At 72.2% G+C, this 15,926-nt stretch carries 12 protein-coding genes; 6 read left to right on the top strand and 6 right to left on the bottom strand.

Features of this window, described 5'->3' with window-relative positions:
• The 3 genes from pucD to ACT2CW_RS32715 all read left to right on the top strand — a co-directional run bounded on the left by pucD (position 1) and on the right by ACT2CW_RS32715 (position 5,559).
• Complete coding sequence (pucD, locus tag ACT2CW_RS32725) at positions 1 to 2,397, top strand: xanthine dehydrogenase subunit D (protein ID WP_445519222.1); 2,397 nt, start codon at positions 1 to 3, stop codon at positions 2,395 to 2,397.
• Positions 2,398 to 2,473: 76 nt separating this feature from the next.
• Positions 2,474 to 3,628, top strand: coding sequence for an XdhC family protein (locus tag ACT2CW_RS32720; protein WP_445519378.1), 1,155 nt, complete (start codon positions 2,474 to 2,476; stop codon positions 3,626 to 3,628).
• A gap of 227 nt (positions 3,629 to 3,855) precedes the next feature.
• On the top strand, positions 3,856 to 5,559 hold the full coding sequence (locus tag ACT2CW_RS32715; RefSeq protein ID WP_445519221.1) for a glycoside hydrolase family 6 protein: 1,704 nt from the start codon (positions 3,856 to 3,858) through the stop codon (positions 5,557 to 5,559).
• 10 nt (positions 5,560 to 5,569) lie between these two features.
• Here the strand turns inward: ACT2CW_RS32715 and ACT2CW_RS32710 are convergent, their stop codons facing one another.
• The 3 genes from ACT2CW_RS32710 to ACT2CW_RS32700 all read right to left on the bottom strand — a co-directional run bounded on the left by ACT2CW_RS32710 (position 5,570) and on the right by ACT2CW_RS32700 (position 9,088).
• Positions 5,570 to 6,460: a phosphatidylinositol-specific phospholipase C gene (locus tag ACT2CW_RS32710; protein WP_445519220.1), complete on the bottom strand. Its 891-nt coding sequence runs from the start codon at positions 6,458 to 6,460 to the stop codon at positions 5,570 to 5,572.
• Positions 6,461 to 6,606: 146 nt separating this feature from the next.
• Entirely contained in the window at positions 6,607 to 7,788 is a 1,182-nt protein-coding gene (locus ACT2CW_RS32705; protein WP_445519219.1) for a magnesium and cobalt transport protein CorA, read from the bottom strand.
• A 367-nt stretch (positions 7,789 to 8,155) separates the two neighbouring features.
• Entirely contained in the window at positions 8,156 to 9,088 is a 933-nt protein-coding gene (locus ACT2CW_RS32700) for a helix-turn-helix transcriptional regulator (RefSeq protein ID WP_182471547.1), read from the bottom strand.
• 94 nt (positions 9,089 to 9,182) lie between these two features.
• Between ACT2CW_RS32700 and ACT2CW_RS32695 the strand changes: the two genes are divergently transcribed.
• Both ACT2CW_RS32695 and ACT2CW_RS32690 read left to right on the top strand, forming a co-directional pair.
• Positions 9,183 to 10,880: an AMP-binding protein gene (locus tag ACT2CW_RS32695; RefSeq protein WP_445519377.1), complete on the top strand. Its 1,698-nt coding sequence runs from the start codon at positions 9,183 to 9,185 to the stop codon at positions 10,878 to 10,880.
• Between the two features lie 73 nt (positions 10,881 to 10,953).
• Positions 10,954 to 12,681 (top strand): AMP-binding protein, encoded by a 1,728-nt coding sequence (locus tag ACT2CW_RS32690; RefSeq protein ID WP_445519218.1) that lies wholly within the window; start codon positions 10,954 to 10,956, stop codon positions 12,679 to 12,681.
• 72 nt (positions 12,682 to 12,753) lie between these two features.
• On the opposite strand, the gene ACT2CW_RS32685 is transcribed toward ACT2CW_RS32690, so the two are convergent.
• On the bottom strand, positions 12,754 to 13,500 hold the full coding sequence (locus ACT2CW_RS32685; RefSeq protein ID WP_445519217.1) for a neutral zinc metallopeptidase: 747 nt from the start codon (positions 13,498 to 13,500) through the stop codon (positions 12,754 to 12,756).
• A 117-nt stretch (positions 13,501 to 13,617) separates the two neighbouring features.
• Positions 13,618 to 14,319, bottom strand: a complete 702-nt coding sequence (locus tag ACT2CW_RS32680; RefSeq protein WP_164427813.1) for a hypothetical protein — start codon at positions 14,317 to 14,319, stop codon at positions 13,618 to 13,620.
• A gap of 379 nt (positions 14,320 to 14,698) precedes the next feature.
• On the opposite strand from ACT2CW_RS32680, the gene ACT2CW_RS32675 reads away from it, so the two are divergent.
• Positions 14,699 to 15,630, top strand: a protein-coding gene (locus ACT2CW_RS32675; RefSeq protein ID WP_445516655.1) for an IS5 family transposase whose coding sequence is annotated in 2 segments (ribosomal slippage) — positions 14,699 to 15,076 and positions 15,079 to 15,630 — 930 coding nt in all. Because the reading frame shifts where the segments join, the coding sequence is not laid out codon by codon here.
• Between the two features lie 9 nt (positions 15,631 to 15,639).
• Here ACT2CW_RS32675 and ACT2CW_RS32670 read toward each other — a convergent pair.
• Positions 15,640 to 15,870 carry an e9imm peptide gene (locus ACT2CW_RS32670; RefSeq protein ID WP_445516656.1) on the bottom strand — a complete coding sequence of 77 codons (231 nt, stop codon included), beginning with the start codon at positions 15,868 to 15,870 and terminating at the stop codon, positions 15,640 to 15,642.
• Positions 15,871 to 15,926: the final 56 nt, after the last annotated feature.

Here is a 15,926-nt window from a genome sequence, read left to right as displayed (position 1 = left end):
ATGGCAGCCGACCGCACCGCCAGCGCCCCCACCACCCTCACCCAGGCCACCGGCGCCACCCGGGGGACCGTCGGCGAGTCCACCCTGCGCCCGGACGGCACCCTCAAGGTGACCGGCGAGTTCGCGTACTCCTCGGATCTGTGGCACGAGGACATGCTGTGGGGCTTCACCCTCCGCAGCCCGTACGCCCACGCCGCGATCCGGTCCATCGACACCGCCGCGGCGCTCGCCCTGCCCGGGGTGTACGCCGTCATGACACATGACGACCTGCCCGCCGGGACCCACTACGGCCTGGAGATCCACGACCAGCCCGTGCTCGCCAAGGACCGGGTCCGCTTCCACGGCGAGCCCGTCGCGATCGTCGCCGCCGACCACCCCGAGACCGCGCGCCGCGCCGCCGCCCGGATCGCGGTGGAGTACGAGGAGCTGCCGCTGGTCGTGGACGAGGCCACCGCGACCGCGCCGGACGCCCCGCTGCTCCACCCCGGCCGCCGGGACCACCACGCCTCCCACGTCCCGCATCCGAACATCGTGCACCGCCAGCCCATCCGGCGCGGCGATGTGGCCGCCGCCCGGGCCCGCGCCGATGTGGTGGTGCGCCGTACTTACGAAGTGGGCATGCAGGACCAGGCCTTCCTCGGCCCGGAGTCGGGGCTCGCGGTGCCCGCCGAGGACGGCGGGGTGGACCTCTACATCGCCACCCAGTGGCTGCATGTCGACCGGGACCAGCTCGCCCCGGTGCTCGGGCTGCCCGCCGACAAGGTGCGGCTGACGCTGTCCGGCGTCGGCGGGGCGTTCGGCGCGCGCGAGGACCTGTCCATGCAGGCCCACGCCTGTCTGCTGGCGCTGCGCACCGGACGGCCCGTGAAGATCGTCTACAACCGGTACGAGTCCTTCTTCGGCCATGTCCACCGCCACCCCGCCAAGCTCAGCTACGAACACGGCGCGACCCGCGACGGCACGCTGCTCTACGTCCAGTGCCGGATCGTCCTGGACGGCGGCGCGTACGCCTCCTCCTCCCCGGCGGTGGTCGGCAACGCCGCCTCCCTGTCCATCGGCCCCTACGTCGTCGAGAACGTGGACGTGGAGGCCATCGCCCTCTACTCCAACAACCCGCCCTGCGGTGCGATGCGCGGCTTCGGCGCCGTCCAGGCGTGCTTCGCCTACGAGGCGCAGATGGACGCGGTGGCGGCCGAACTCGGCCTGGACCCGGTGGAGTTCCGGCAGCGCAACGCCATGGCGCAGGGTGCCACCATGCCCACCGGGCAGGTGGTCGACTCCCCGGCCCCGGTCGCCGAGCTGCTGCGCCGCGTCAAGGCGCTGCCGATGCCGCCCGAGCGCGCCTGGGAGGCGGCGGGCGGCCCGGTGGACGTACGGGCCCTGCCCGGCGGGCTGTCCAACACCACCCATGGCGAGGCCGTGGTGCGCGGGGTGGGCTATGCGGTCGGCATCAAGAACGTCGGGTTCTCCGAGGGCTTCGACGACTACTCCACGGCCCGGATCCGGCTGGAAGTGATCGGCGGCGAGCCGGTCGCCCTGGTGCACACCGCGATGGCCGAGGTCGGCCAGGGCGGGGTCACCGTGCACGCCCAGATCGCCCGCACCGAGCTGGGCGTCGACCGGGTCACCCTCCACCCGGCCGACACCCGGGTCGGCTCGGCGGGCTCCACCTCCGCGTCCCGCCAGACGTATATGACGGGCGGTGCCGTCAAGCACGCCTGCGAGGCGGTCCGGGCGGAGGTGCTGCGGCGCGGCCGCGAGCGGTTCGGCTCCGCCCACCCGGCGTGGGCGGAGCCCGAACGACTGCGGCTGGCGGACGGCAAGGTGGTCACCGACGGCGGCGAGGTGATCGGCGACCTCGCCGGGGTCCTCGGCGACGAGGCGATCGACCTGGAGCGGGAGTTCCGGCACCGGCCGACCGAGCCGTTCGATCTGCGCACCGGACAGGGCTTCGGCCATGTGCAGTACTCCTTCTGCGCCCACCGCGCGGTCGTCGAGGTGGACACCGAACTGGGCCTGGTCAAGGTGGTCGAGCTGGCGGCCGCGCAGGACGTGGGCAAGGCGATCAATCCGCTGTCGGTGGTCGGGCAGATCCACGGCGGCTCGACGCAGGGTCTTGGGCTCGCCGTGATGGAGGAGATCGTCGTCTCGCGGGACGGGGCGCGGGTGCGCAACCCGTCGTTCACGGACTATCTGATCCCCACCATCCTGGACACCCCGGCCATGCCGGTGGAGGTGCTGGAGCTGGCCGACGACCATGCCCCGTACGGGCTGCGCGGCGTCGGCGAGGCGCCCACGCTCTCCTCCACCCCGGCCGTCGTCGCCGCCATCCGCGCCGCCACCGGCCTCCCCCTGCGACGGGTGCCCGTCCGTCCGGAACATCTGACCGGCACCTGAGGGCAGATTTCGCGGGCCCGGCGCGTTGAGGCGAATATAAGTGGCCCGCACATGGCCGTCCGAGGAGCTGATCACCATGCTGGACATCGCCGCCGAGCTGCACCGATGGTGCGCGGAGGGCCGGGATTTCGCCGTCGCCACCGTGGTCTCCGTGGGCGGCAGCGCACCCCGCCTGCCCGGCGCCGCGCTCGCCGTGGACGCGGAGGGCACGGCGGTCGGCAGCGTGTCCGGCGGCTGTGTCGAGGGCGCGGTGTACGAGCTGTGTCAGGAGGCGCTGCGCACCGGCGAGAGCGTGCGGGAGACCTTCGGCTACTCCGACGAGGACGCCTTCGCGGTCGGTCTGACCTGCGGCGGGGTCATCGATGTCCTGGTCAGCCCGGTGCGCGCGGCCGACCGTGAGCTGCGCCCGGTGTTCGCCGCCGCCGCGTCCGCCGCCGCCGGGGGCCGGACGACCGCGCTGGCCCGGATCGTGGACGGCCCGCCCGAGCTGCTGGGCCGCGCCCTGCTCGTCGGCCCGGACGGCGGCTGGGACGGCACCCTGGGCGGCCACCCCGAGCTGGACCGTACGGCCGCCGCGGAGGCCCGTGCCCTGCTGGACGCCGGGCGCACCGCGACCGTGGAGATCGGCGCCGAGGGGAGCCGCTGCGGGCGGCCCGTCACGCTGCTCGCGGAGTCCAGCGTGCCGCCGCCGCGCATGATCGTCTTCGGCGCCGTGGACTTCGCGAGCGCGCTGGTGCGGATCGGGAAGTTCCTGAACTACCACGTCACGGTCTGCGACGCCCGTCCGGTCTTCGCGACCGAGCTCCGCTTCCCGGACGCCGACGAGGTGGTCGTCGACTGGCCCCACCGCTATCTCGACCGGACCGAGGTGGACGGCCGCACGGTGCTGTGCGTGCTCACCCACGACCCGAAGTTCGACGTCCCGCTGCTGGAGCGGGCGCTGCTGCTGCCCGTGGCGTACGTCGGCGCGATGGGCTCCGCCCGCACCCACCGGGACCGGCTGCGGCGGCTGCGTGAGGCGGGTGTGGGCGAGCCGGAGCTGGCCCGGCTGCGCTCCCCGATCGGGCTGGACCTCGGCGCCCGTACGCCCGAGGAGACCGCGCTGTCCATCGCGGGCGAGATCGTCGCGAACCGGCGGGGCGGCAGCGGTACGCCGCTGACGGGTGCCCGGAGCCCGATCCACCACGACACCCGGGCGCCCTCGGAAGACCGGATCGGCTCGGTCGCCTGAAACTCCGTCGAACGCCGTCGAACTCCGTCGAGACCCGTCGAACGCCGTCGCCCGATACTCGGCGCAGCTGAAATCGGATCAGCTCACAGAAGGATCGTCTGACATAAGGCCACTCCTGAGCGGGAAAAATCCTCCGCCATCTGGCGGGGGATTCATTTGCCGGGCGCCGGTTTCTGAGTGAGAGTCAGAAACCGACCTTGGTCCTGCCGCCCCCCTGGAGTGCGCACGTGCGTAAGAGACGCAAGATCCTCACCGTGTCGACGGCCGTCGTGGCCGCGGCCACCCTGCCCCTGTTGATCAGCCCCGTGGTGAGCGCGGCCGTGCCGGAGGACGACGACGAGTCCTCGCGCGTGACCCGCCTCTACGCCCCGCCCCCCGACCGGGACTCCTACCGCCAGGTGGCCCGGCTCGCCTGGCGGGGCGACTTCCGTGACTCCGCCGGGCTCCTCGCCATGGTGCGGACGCCGCACGCGGTCTGGTTCGGGGACGAGACCCCGGAGCAGGTCACGCGGCTGGTCCGCCGGACGACGCGGAGCGCGGACCGGCAGGGGAGGCTGCCGGTCATCGCCCTGTACAACATCCCGGGCCGTGACTGCGGCAGCTACTCGAGCGGGGGAGCGGACGGCCTCGCCGCGTACCAGGCGTGGATCGACGCCGTCGCCGAGGCCATCGGCGACCGCAAGGTGCTGATCGTCCTCGAACCCGATTCGCTGGCGCTGCTGCCCTCCGACTGCGCGGACGCCTCGAACGCCGAGGAGACCGCCGTCGAGTCGCAGCAGCCCGAGCAGACCGCCGTCGAGGAGCAGCAGCCTGACCAGACCGCCGTCGAGGAGCGGCCCGCCGTCGAGGCATCGCCCACCGAGCTGCCGCCGCTGCCCGACCCCGACGCCTCCACGGCACCGCCCGCCGCGTCGACCGCCTCCGGCACCGGCCAGGGCGCCGCGCAGTCCACGGACCCGCAGTCCACGGACCCGCAGTCCACGGAACCGCAGTCCACCGACCCGCAGTCCACCGATTCGGGCCCCGACGCCTCCGGGCTCCTGATGCCCATGTTCCCGGGGGCCCAGGAGGCCGCCGACCCCGAGCCCTCCGCGTCCCGGAGCCCCGACCCCGAGCCCTCCGCCGAGCAGCCCAGCACCCTGCCCGAGCTGCCCCCGCTGCCCACGCCCGACCCCGTGACCCCCGACTCCGAGGAGGCGAGCGAAGCGGGCGACCCGGACACCCCGGTGGTCGAGGACCCGGAGACCGCCGCCCGCTACTCCGAGATCAACTACGCGGTCGACGTCCTCAGCGCGCTCGGCAACACCTCGGTGTACCTGGACGCGGGCCACTCCGGCTGGCACTCCGTCAGCACCATCGTGCCCCGGCTGATCAAGGCCGGGATCGACCGCGCCACCGGCTTCGCCCTCAATGTCTCCCACTACCAGACCGACCAGGACAGCGCCTGGTACGGCCGGCTGGTCTCCTCCTGCCTCGCCTACGCCGACGAGGGCGGGGACCCCGAGGACTGCGCCGAGCAGAGCTGGTCACGGCGGCATGTCCGCCGCTGGCTGCGCCACCACGTACCGGACGACCCGGCCCGGATGAAGCACTACGTCACCGACACCAGCCGCAACGGCCAGGGCCCCTGGACCCCGAGGGCCGCCTCGCACCAGCACAACGACGTCCAGTCATGGTGCAACCCGCCGGGCCGGGGCCTGGGGCGGCGCCCCACCACCCGTACCGGCGAGGCGCTGCTGGACGCCGCGCTGTGGGTGAAGACGCCGGGCCAGTCGGACGGGCGCTGTCTGCGCGGCACCGACGGGCCCCTGGACCCGGTGCGCGGGACCATCAACCCCGAGGCGGGGGAGTGGTTCCCGGAGCAGGCGCTGGAGCTGGTGCGCTACGCGGACCCGGCGGTCCACCTCTTCCGCCGCCCCCGCGGCCGCTGACGCCGCGCGGTCAGCCCGCCGGATTGTGCCGGACCAGGGCGTCGACCAGGCCGGACGTGGTGTTCGGGAAGTCCATCGGAACGATCCCGAGCCCGGTCCAGCTCTGTGCCTCGGCGCCCTCCAGGAACGACTTCACCCGCGGGTTCAGCCGGTCCGCGTTGGAGCGGGGCGGCAGCAGGGCGGCGGTGGAGACGTAGTTCATGAAGAGCTTGCCGGGCTGGGCCGCCGCCTTGCGGAACTGCGCCTCGATCTTCGGGTACTTGCCGATCGGCTCCGCCATGTAGTCGTCCTGGATGTCGAAGAGCGCACCGTCGCCGTACCGCACCCCCGGCATGTTGTCCGAGTCGGCGAGCAGCACCACCCTGCCCCGGGCCTGGCCCAGGGTGGGGAGGGTGCTGTCCAGGCGGAACAGCGGGCGCCAGCCCTTGTCGTCCAGGTAGCTGTCGAAGATCCGGCGGAACTCCGCGGCGCTCTCCTCCGAGTACTCCTGCTTGACCCGCATCAGCACCGTCTCCGAGGGATGCGCGGAGAGGAAGGAGCGGCAGGCGCCGAGCACATCGTCGAAGTTGAGGTGCTGGTAGAAGGCGCCGTGGTGGATCGGGAAGGCGTTGTCGAAGGCGCGGCAGCGGATGTCCAGGAAGCGGATGCCGCCGGCCAGCTGGTCGGCGATGGCGGTGTTCTGACACTCCGTCCACGGACCGCCGAAGCGGGCGCCGGAGTCATGGGTTCCGGGCAGGGTCAGCCGCTGGACCGGAGTGGCGTCGGCGATGGCCGACAGCCAGTCCTGGGCGGCGGCCGGCCGGGGCGGCGCGGCGGTGGCCGTCGCGGTACCGCCGACGGCGGTGACCAGCCCCGCGGTGGACAGTGCGGCCGCGCCCCTGAGGAACCCTCGCCGGTCCATACGCCCACCCCTGTAGCTCGCCCGCCGTGCCGTGTCGCACGGCATCGAAGCACAAACGGCATGGAGGGGCTACGGAAACGGCTGAATCAGCGGTTCATCGGGGGATTCCCTAGAACCGCCGGGCGGGCCGGAGAGGTGTGGCGCCGTCAGAGCCAGTCGCGGCGCTTGAAGATGAGGTACAGGCTGACGCAGACCACCGCCATCAGCAGGATCGCGAAGGGGTAGCCCAGCACCCAGTGCAGCTCGGGCATGTGGGTGAAGTTCATCCCGTAGATGGTGCCGACCAGCGTGGGGGCGAACAGGATGGCCGCCCAGGCGGAGATCTTCTTGACCTCCTCGTTCTGCTCGAAGCCCGCCTCGGCCAGCGCCCGCATCTCGGCGTTCTGCTGCTGGGACACCAGCGTGGCGTTGACCGCGAGGATGTCGGTGAGGGCGGAGCGGAAGCCGTCCACGCGCTCGCTGGTGTGGGTGACGTGGTCGGCGACGTCCCGCAGATAGCGCTGGAGCTCCTCGTCGGTGCCGTACTTGTCGAAGCCCGCCATCAGCCCGTGCAACATCCCGACCAGGGGGCGGGTGGCGCGCTGGAACTCCACCATTTCGCGGGAGAGCTCATAGATGCGCCGCGAGACCTCGGGGTCGCCGCGGAAGACCTCGGTCTCGATCTCGTCGATGTCGTTCTGCACCCCCGCCACGACGGGTGCGTAGCCGTCCACGACCGCGTCGAGGATCGCGTACAGCACGGCCTCGGGGCCCAGCGCCAGCAGCTCGGGGGTGGACTCCATCCGGGCGCGCACCGCCGACAGGTCCGGCGCCGCGCCGTGCCGGACGGTGATGACGAAGTCGGGGCCCACGAAGACATGCAGCTCGCCGAAGTCCACCTCCTCGGGCGCGTCGAGATAGCGGGCGGCGCGCAGCACCACGAAGAGCGTCTCGCCGTAGCGCTCCAGCTTGGGGCGCTGATGGGCCTCCATCGCGTCCTCGATGGCCAGCTTGTGTAGATCGAACTCCTCGGCGAGCGAGAGCAGCTCCCCCTCGCTCGGCCGGAACAGCCCGATCCACGCCATGGCGCCCGTCTCCTCGCGCAGCCGCCGGTAGGTGGCGGCGAGGGAGCCGGGAGTGCCGACCCGGCGGCCGTCCCGGTACACGGCGGCGTCCACCACACTGCGCTCGTCGACCTCGGGCGGGGTCCCGTCGGCCGCCGCGGCCGACGGCTCGCCGCGCGGCGGGCCAGGGGCGGGGCGGGGTGTGGCGTCGGCCCGGTCCGCCCCGGCGGGGCGCCGCCAGAGGTGGCGCTTCGTGGGACGCGGGGTGCGGCGGCGCTCGGGCATAGACGGTCCTTTACGGATAGCGGGCTCGGGCTCGGACCTGCGCCCCTCCTGTCGTCTCGGGTCGCGAGCACTGACCTCAGTGCAGGATATCGCCCCATATGACCGGCGTGCGCCCTGGGGGAGCGGCGGACTGCCCGCTCGGCGCCCGGCCCTGTCCAGCGGACCACGACGCGGCGGAGCCGCATAGCGGTGCCTTCCCCTACCCGCCCCTTCCCGAACCATGGGGCTCCGCCCCCTGGACCCCGGACGGGCTGAAAACAGCCCCTCCGGCGTTTGAGGAGCGGGGTCCGGGGCGGAGCCCCGGTTACGGGAAGGGGCGGGTAGGGGAGCAGCCCGCCGCAGGCGTACGCGTACCGCCGGACACTCCCTACGGCAGCAGCCCCGCCCGGCGGGCCTCGACCACGGCGTGGAGACGGGTATGGGCACCCAACTTCCGCATCGAGGACCGCAGATAGCTCTTGACCGTCTCCGGCCGCAGCCCCAGCCGCTCCGCCGCCGCCGAATTCGTCGCCCCCGACGCCACACACGCCAGCACATCCACCTCGCGCGGCGACAGCTCCACCCCGCTCGGGTGGGTCCGCTCCCGGCCGCGCCCCGAGGAGGCCCTGGCCAGCCGGCCGCAGGCGGTGAGTATCTCCGCCCGCAGCTGGGGGTCGGGCACCCGGTACGCCAGGGCCCGCAGATCGCCATGGGCCTCGCGCACCTCCTCCCACACCGCCGGATCGGTCTCCTCCGCCGGGGGCGCCCACTGCGGCTGCCCCCGCAGCCGCCGCTTCCGCGCCTCGGCCAGCAGCCGCTGCGCCTCGTCCCGCGCCGCCAGCTCCTGCGCCAGTTCGTGCTCCAGCGCCCGTTCCAGTTCGCGGGCCGCCTCCACGGCCGAGCTCAGCGCGCGGTCGCCGAGCACCAGCGGCTGACGCAGCGCGCCGTACAGCACCCCGCGCACCTGCCCGCGCACCACCACCGGCACCGCGAGCATCGAGCGCAGCCCCTCCGCGCCCACCGCCGCGTCGTATTCATGGCTGATCGCCCGCGAAGTGGGGTAGTCCGCCACCGAGATCGGCCGGGACATGGTGAGGACCTTGCCGCCCAGGCCGTTGCCGGGTGTGATGGCCAGTCCCCGCAGGGAGTTGGTCGTGGTGCCGGTGAGTTCCGAGATCCGGAACTGCCGCGCGCCCGAGAAGAGCCCGCCGAACGCGACGGGCAGTCCACCGCGCCGGCGCATCCGCTGGAGCGCGCTCCGCACGTCGGCGGCCCCGCCCGATCCCGCCCCGTCCGAACCCGCCACGGCCACCTCCCGCATCCAGCGCCACCCCCGTCCGGGGGTAGTGAGACTCAGATCACCCGTCGCACGATGCTAGCGAGCGGTACGCCCTTCAGGAGGACAAGTGACAGCAATGAATCCGGCCCAGGACTTCCGCGCGGCACGGGACTTCCTGCTCGGTCACCGGGCGGACTACGCGGCGGCGTACGAGGGTTTCCGCTGGCCCCGCCCGGAGCGGTTCAACTGGGCCCTGGACTGGTTCGACGGGATCGCCGGGCGCAGCGGCGACCGTACCGCCCTGCACATCGTCGAGGAGGACGGCGGCGAGGTCCGGCTGACCTTCGAGGAGCTGCGCCGCCGCTCCGACCGGGCCGCGAACTGGCTGCGCGAGCGGGGCGTGCGGGCCGGTGACCGCATCGTGGTCATGCTCGGCAACCAGGTCGAGCTGTGGGAGACCGCGCTGGCCGCGATGAAGCTGCGCGCCGTGGTCATCCCCGCCACCCCGCTGCTCGGGCCGCTCGACCTCGCCGACCGCGTCGAGCGCGGCCGGGCGCGGCATGTGATCGTGCGGGCCGGGGACACCGGCAAGTTCGCGGACGTGGCCGGGGACTACACCCGGATCGCGGTCGGCGGCGCCGCCGAGGGCTGGCTCGCCTACGAGGACGCCGGGACCGCCGCCATCACGGTCGACGGCACCGGGGGTGACGAGCCGTTCACCCCCGACGGGCCGACCCTCGCCACCGACCCCCTGATGCTGTACTTCACCTCCGGCACCACCGCCCGCCCCAAGCTGGTCGAGCACACTCACATCTCGTACCCCATCGGACATCTGTCGACGATGTACTGGATCGGGGTCGAACCGGGCGATGTCCACCTCAACATCTCCTCCCCCGGATGGGCCAAGCACGCCTGGTCCAATCTCTTCGCCCCCTGGAACGCCGAGGCCACCGTCTTCGTCCACAACTACACCCGGTTCGACGCCACCCGGCTGATGGCCGAGATGGACCGCTGCGGGATCACCACCTTCTGCGCCCCGCCCACCGTCTGGCGGATGCTCATCCAGGCCGATCTCACCCAGCTGCGCACCCCGCCCCGGGAGGCCGTCGCCGCGGGCGAGCCGCTGAACCCCGAGGTCATCGAGCATGTGCGGCGCGCCTGGGGGGTGACCATCCGGGACGGCTTCGGCCAGACCGAGACGGCCGTCCAGGTGGCCAACACCCCCGGGCAGCCGCTCAAGCCGGGTTCGATGGGACGGCCGACCCCCGGCTTCCGGGTCGTCCTGCTCGATCCGGTCACCGGCCGGCCCGGTGAGGAGGGCGAGATCTGCCTCGACCTCACCGGCCCGGAGGGCCGCCCGGTCGGCCTGATGACCGGTTACGAGGGCGACGAGGAGCGCACCGCCGAGGCCACCGCGGGCGGCTACTACCGCACCGGGGACATCGGTTCGCGCGACGCCGACGGCTACATCACCTACATCGGCCGCGCCGACGACGTCTTCAAGGCCTCCGACTACAAGATCTCCCCGTTCGAGCTGGAGAGTGCCCTGCTGGAGCACGAGGCGGTCGCCGAGGCCGCCGTCGTCCCGGCCCCCGACCCGGTGCGGCTCGCCGTGCCGAAGGCGTACATCGTCCTGGCGGAGGGCTGGGAGCCCGGCCCGGACACGGCAAAGGCGCTGTTCGCGCACTCGCGGGCGGTGCTCGCGCCGTACAAGCGGATCCGCCGACTGGAGTTCGCCGACCTCCCCAAGACGGTTTCCGGGAAGATTCGCCGGATCGAGCTGCGTGAACGCACGGCACAGGGGGGCGGTATCGAGTTTCATGAGGAGATCTGATGACTGACGCTCATATGATGACCCACCCTCACGAACGTGAAGGCGTCCGTGACCGTGACACCAAGGAGCTGCCATGACCGACCTGACGTCCGACCCACCAAGCCCAGCCGGGCTCTCCTACGCCAGTGGAGTGGGTGACCTCCCGCTGCTCGGCGACACCATCGGCGCCAATCTGGCCCGCGCCGTCGAGCTGTACGGCGAGCGCGACGCGCTCGTCGACATCCCCTCCGGCCGCCGCTGGACCTACGCCGAGTTCGGCCGGTCGGTGGAGGAGGTCGCGCTCGGGCTGATGGCCAAGGGGGTCGCCAAGGGCGACCGGGTCGGCATCTGGGCCGTCAACTGCCCCGAATGGGTGCTGATGCAGTACGCGACCGCCCGCATCGGCGCCATCATGGTCAATATCAACCCCGCGTACCGCGTACACGAGCTGCGGTATGTGCTCCAGCAGGCGGGCATCTCGGTCCTGGTCGCCTCCACCGAGCACAAGACCAGCGACTACCGCCGGATGGTCGAGCAGGTGCGCTCGGCCTGCTCCGCGCTGCGCGATGTCATCTACATCGGCGACCGGACCTGGGACATGCTGGTGCGCGCGGGCGCCGATGTCGCCCCCGGGCGGCTGGCCGAGCGCGAGGCCCGGATCGGCTGCGACGACGCGGTCAACATCCAGTACACCTCCGGCACCACCGGCTTCCCCAAGGGCGCCACCCTCTCCCACCACAGCATCCTCAACAACGGCTTCTTCGTGGGGGAGACGGTCCGCTACACCGCCCAGGACCGGATCTGTGTGCCGGTGCCCTTCTACCACTGCTTCGGCATGGTGATGGGCAACCTCGCGGCCACCACCCACGGCGCCTGCGTGGTCATCCCCGCCCCCACCTTCGACGCCGTCGCCACCCTCTCCGCCGTCGAACGGGAGCGCTGCACCGCGCTGTACGGCGTGCCCACCATGTTCATCGCCGAGCTGGCGCTGCCGGACTTCGCCACCTTCGACCTCAGCTCGCTGCGCACCGGGATCATGGCCGGATCGCCCTGCCCGGTGGAGGTGATGCGGCGGGTGGTCGACGAGATGCACATGCAGGAGGTCTCCATCTGCTACGGCATGACCGAGACCTCACCGGTCTCCACCCAGACCCGGCCCGATGACGACCTCATCCGCCGCACCTCGACGGTCGGCCGGGTGCTGCCGCATGTCGAGGTCAAGATCGTCGACCCGGCGACCGGGGCGACCGTGCCCCACGGCACCCGCGGCGAGCTGTGCACCCGCGGCTACTCGGTGATGCTCGGCTACTGGCAGGAGCCCGAGCGGACCGCCGAGGCGATCGACTCGGCCCGCTGGATGCACACCGGCGACCTCGCGGTGATGGACGGCGAGGGCTACGTCCAGATCGTGGGCCGGATCAAGGACATGATCGTCCGCGGTGGCGAGAACGTCTATCCGCGGGAGATCGAGGAGTTTCTGCACACCCACCCCAAGATCGCGGATGTGCAGGTCGTCGGCGTACCGGACGAGAAGTACGGCGAGGAGATCCTGGCCTGCGTCATCCTGCGCGAGGGCGCCAGGACCCTCACCCGTGACGAGCTCGCCCGCTTCTGCCGGGGCCGCCTCGCCCACTACAAGGTCCCCCGCTATCTGCGGCTCATGGACGCCTTCCCGATGACGGTCAGCGGCAAGGTCCGCAAGGTCGAGCTGCGTGAGACGGCCGCCCGGGAACTGCTGCCCGAGACCCGGACCGAATCCGATCCGGCCAGATCGGAAGACACGCTTGCCGAGCGGGCCGAGCCCCAGGCCGCGCCCAGCTGATGAGCTGCGGGCCCCTGAAGTCACAGCAGGGGCCCACACCCCCGCGCCCCCCGGCCCTCTCGCCGGTCCCCGTCACTGAACGCCGTTCGGCAGACAGGACTTCACCCCGGATCGCGCGCCGCGGCTGAAGTAGGAGACCCGCTGGGACGCGTCGCCGTGGTCGGAGACATCGGTCCACGGGGTGCGGTCGGCGAGCGCGGTCAGGGCGTCCGCCAGCTCCTCGGTGTCGCCGTCCTCGAAGGTGAGCGTCCCGTCCTGCGCGGCGCCGAAGAGGACCGCCCCGGCCAGGCAGTCGGCCTGGAGCTCACGGGCCAGATCGACCAGCCCCGCGTCCAGCCGGTTCTGGACCGCGTGGCCCCACTCATGGGCGATCACCAGATAGACCCAGGCGTCGCCCCGCGCATGGCCCCAGCGCATCAGATCCATGTCCCACGCTATGTAGTCGCCGTCCGGGCAGTACACGGCGTTGTCGTCCGGGAGGGGCGCGCCGCCGCACACCGGAGTGCCCGGGGTGTCGCCGTCGTAGGCCCCCGCGACCCGGGGCGGGCCGTAGCCGCCGGTGAACAGCTGGGACCAGTGGGTCTGCCAGTAGGCATTGGTGACGGAGACCGCCGCCTGGATGTCCTCCTCCACGCTCCCTCCACCGTCGGGGCCCGCGCTGCCGGTCGGCGGCGCCGGCGTGCCGGAGAGCGGCCCGGGCGCGGGCGAGGAGCTCTCCGCCGCGGGCGGGGGCACATCGCCCCCGCATCCGGTCACCAGGAGGAGGGTCAGCGCGGCGGCGAGAGCGGCCCATGACCTCGGGTACCACGGAACAGCCATCGTTCGGCCTCCGGCCGGTCGAGCGGATGGGACGGATGAACGGTGGGGTGGCCCCTCAGTGGAGGGCGGCCCCTCAAAGGAAGCGTTCCCCGGTCATGAGCACAAGGGCCGACCGGGTCAGCCGTCCGGCGGGCCCATCCGGATCAGCACGTCCGCCGGGTCGTTGACGGGCTGCGGGGTGCCGGTGAGGTCCATGATGAACAGCGGCAGATGCAGCGCGTCGGCGCGCGCCCGCGCCTCCCGCGCATAGCCCGCGAGCGAGAAGAAGACGCTCGTCGCCGACTTGTGGAGCCCGTTTAGCCACAGGCACTCGATGTCCCGCAGCCCGGTGGGGCGGGTGGTCGGATCGACCTGGGCGACCACGCCCGTCCCGTAGAGGTCCACCCCGGAGACGGCCCGGTCCTCCGAGGGGCGCAGGCTGTGGAAGCCGAGCCACTTCAGGTACTGCGCGGCGGCGGTGACCGCGTCCCGCGCGGTACGGATCGTGACCGGCCGGAAGGCCGGGCGCCGCACCGCCGGGCCGCCGGGCCCGGCCGAGGCGCCCGGTCCGGCCGGGGGCGCGGCGGCGACGGGGACGCGGACCACCGCGCCGCAGTCGCAGCCGAGCTCCGGCCGCGGCCAGTGGATCTGGCGGCCGCAGGACGGGCAGTTCACCGCCACCCAGAGGTTCTCCCAGGTGCGGTGGGAGAGCTCCTCCGGGCTGCCGTCGCGGAGGACAGGGAGGGTGACCGGGGCGCCGCACGCACAGGGGAAGGCGGGCGGCGTGAACGACTGCTCGCGACGGCACGCGGGACAACGCACCGGCACGTTGTCTGTCATCGGGGCGCTCCGTGGGCGTAAGGCGGATGCGGTATCGGTCCATGCTCCCCGAAGCGGGCCGCCGCGGGGAGGGACTTGGGCGTTCTGTCCCCCGTAGCGGGGGCGCCGTGTTAGGGCCTGTCGGGAGGTGCCCCCTGCTCGCGGCCGGGCGCCCCCTTTGACGACAGACCCTAAGCAGGTCGGAGGAAGTCCGCTACGGTTCGGGCAGCGCCCCGAAGGGGCGCGGGGCTGTGTCGATGTGCGGCTCCGCCGCGTGGGCGCGACCAGCCACGATGCGGTCGCAGACGCACGACGGCATTTCTCGGCACTTCCCGCGGAGCGCTTAGGAGCTGTCCGGGCGATCATGTGACTGCCCTGTGCCTGAGTCGTTGTTGTGTGCATGGGGCGGGGTGATCTGACGGATGCGGAGTGGGAACGGTTGCGGCCGTTCCTGCCGGTGAGCAATAGGCGTTGTGGCCGGTGGCGGGATCACCGGCAGGTGATCGACGGGATTCTGCACCGGGTGCGGACCGGGGTGCACTGGCGGGATCTTCCCGAGCGTTTCGGGCCGTGGAAGACCGTCTATGAACGCCACCGGCTGTGGTCGGCCGACGGCACGTGGGAGCGCCTGCTGCAACAGGTCCAGGCCGCTGCCGATGCCGCGGGCGAGATCGACTGGGACATTTCGGTGGACTCCACCATCGTGCGGGCCCACCAGCACGCGGCCGGTGCCCGGACCGAACCGCCGCCGACACTTGCATCAAAGGGGGCCGAGACGGCAGAACACCAGGGCGAAACGCCGTGGCAGAGCCTGCTCGCCCGGCTGGCGGAGGTGGTGCAGGAGGTGAGGGACTGGGCCGCTCGCGGGGCGGGTTCACCAGCAAACTCCACCTGAGCGCCGACGGCCGGTGCCGTCCATTGTCCCTGTTCATCACGCCGGGGCAACGGGCGGACTGCACCCAGTTCCAGACGGTGCTGGCAAAGATCCGCGTTCCGCGGGTCGGTCCGGGCCGGCCCCGCACGAAGCCCGACAGCATTGCGGCCGACAAGGGATACAGCAACGGCCCGTGCCGCGCATACCTGCGGCGCCGAGGCATCCGGCACACGATCCCGGAGAAGACCGACAGCCGGTCCGCCCGCCTGGGCAAAGGCTCACATGGCGGACGGCCACCCGGTTTCGACGAAGAGCGCTACAAGAAGCGCAACACCGTCGAACGAGCGATCAACAGACTGAAGCAGTACCGAGCCGTGGCCACCCGCTATGACAAGCGCGGCTACGTCTTCCTCGGCACTACAACCAGCGCGGCTCTGCTTATCTGGCTTCGGAGTTGACCAGCGACCTCACAAAGCGATCGGCCGATACGCCAGGGCCTGATCGACTACTTCATCAGCAGAAAGCTCCGGCTCCCGTGGCCAGAAGATCAAGCCGCTGACATGACCGGACGGGCATGCCAGCGCTCTGTCGAGCCGATCCAGCCAGCCGTCCACCTCGTCGTCCGAGGCGTAGTCCGCTTGCATGATCCGCTGCACGAGCGCGACCGCCTCCACGCGACTCATCTCCACAGCACTCATCAAGTCCCTCCACCGGGTCACCCTAGCGGGACGCGTGATCGCCCGGACAGCTCCTA

The organism is Streptomyces sp. NEAU-174, assembly GCF_052665095.1.
The sequence above is the reverse complement of the archived record's forward strand: the minus strand, read 5'-3'. Positions and strand labels throughout refer to the sequence as shown.

What these genes read in the sequence shown, in the direction of transcription:
- pucD (WP_445519222.1), top strand. Translation starts at nt 1, where the DNA reads ATGGCAGCCGACCGCACCGCCAGCGCCCCCACCACCCTCACCCAGGCC.
- ACT2CW_RS32720 (WP_445519378.1), top strand. Translation starts at nt 2,474, where the DNA reads ATGCTGGACATCGCCGCCGAGCTGCACCGATGGTGCGCGGAGGGCCGG.
- ACT2CW_RS32710 (WP_445519220.1), bottom strand. Translation starts at nt 6,460, where the DNA reads ATGGACCGGCGAGGGTTCCTCAGGGGCGCGGCCGCACTGTCCACCGCG.
- ACT2CW_RS32705 (WP_445519219.1), bottom strand. Translation starts at nt 7,788, where the DNA reads ATGCCCGAGCGCCGCCGCACCCCGCGTCCCACGAAGCGCCACCTCTGG.
- ACT2CW_RS32700 (WP_182471547.1), bottom strand. Translation starts at nt 9,088, where the DNA reads ATGCGGGAGGTGGCCGTGGCGGGTTCGGACGGGGCGGGATCGGGCGGG.
- ACT2CW_RS32695 (WP_445519377.1), top strand. Translation starts at nt 9,183, where the DNA reads ATGAATCCGGCCCAGGACTTCCGCGCGGCACGGGACTTCCTGCTCGGT.
- ACT2CW_RS32690 (WP_445519218.1), top strand. Translation starts at nt 10,954, where the DNA reads ATGACCGACCTGACGTCCGACCCACCAAGCCCAGCCGGGCTCTCCTAC.
- ACT2CW_RS32685 (WP_445519217.1), bottom strand. Translation starts at nt 13,500, where the DNA reads ATGGCTGTTCCGTGGTACCCGAGGTCATGGGCCGCTCTCGCCGCCGCG.
- ACT2CW_RS32680 (WP_164427813.1), bottom strand. Translation starts at nt 14,319, where the DNA reads ATGACAGACAACGTGCCGGTGCGTTGTCCCGCGTGCCGTCGCGAGCAG.
- ACT2CW_RS32670 (WP_445516656.1), bottom strand. Translation starts at nt 15,870, where the DNA reads ATGAGTGCTGTGGAGATGAGTCGCGTGGAGGCGGTCGCGCTCGTGCAG.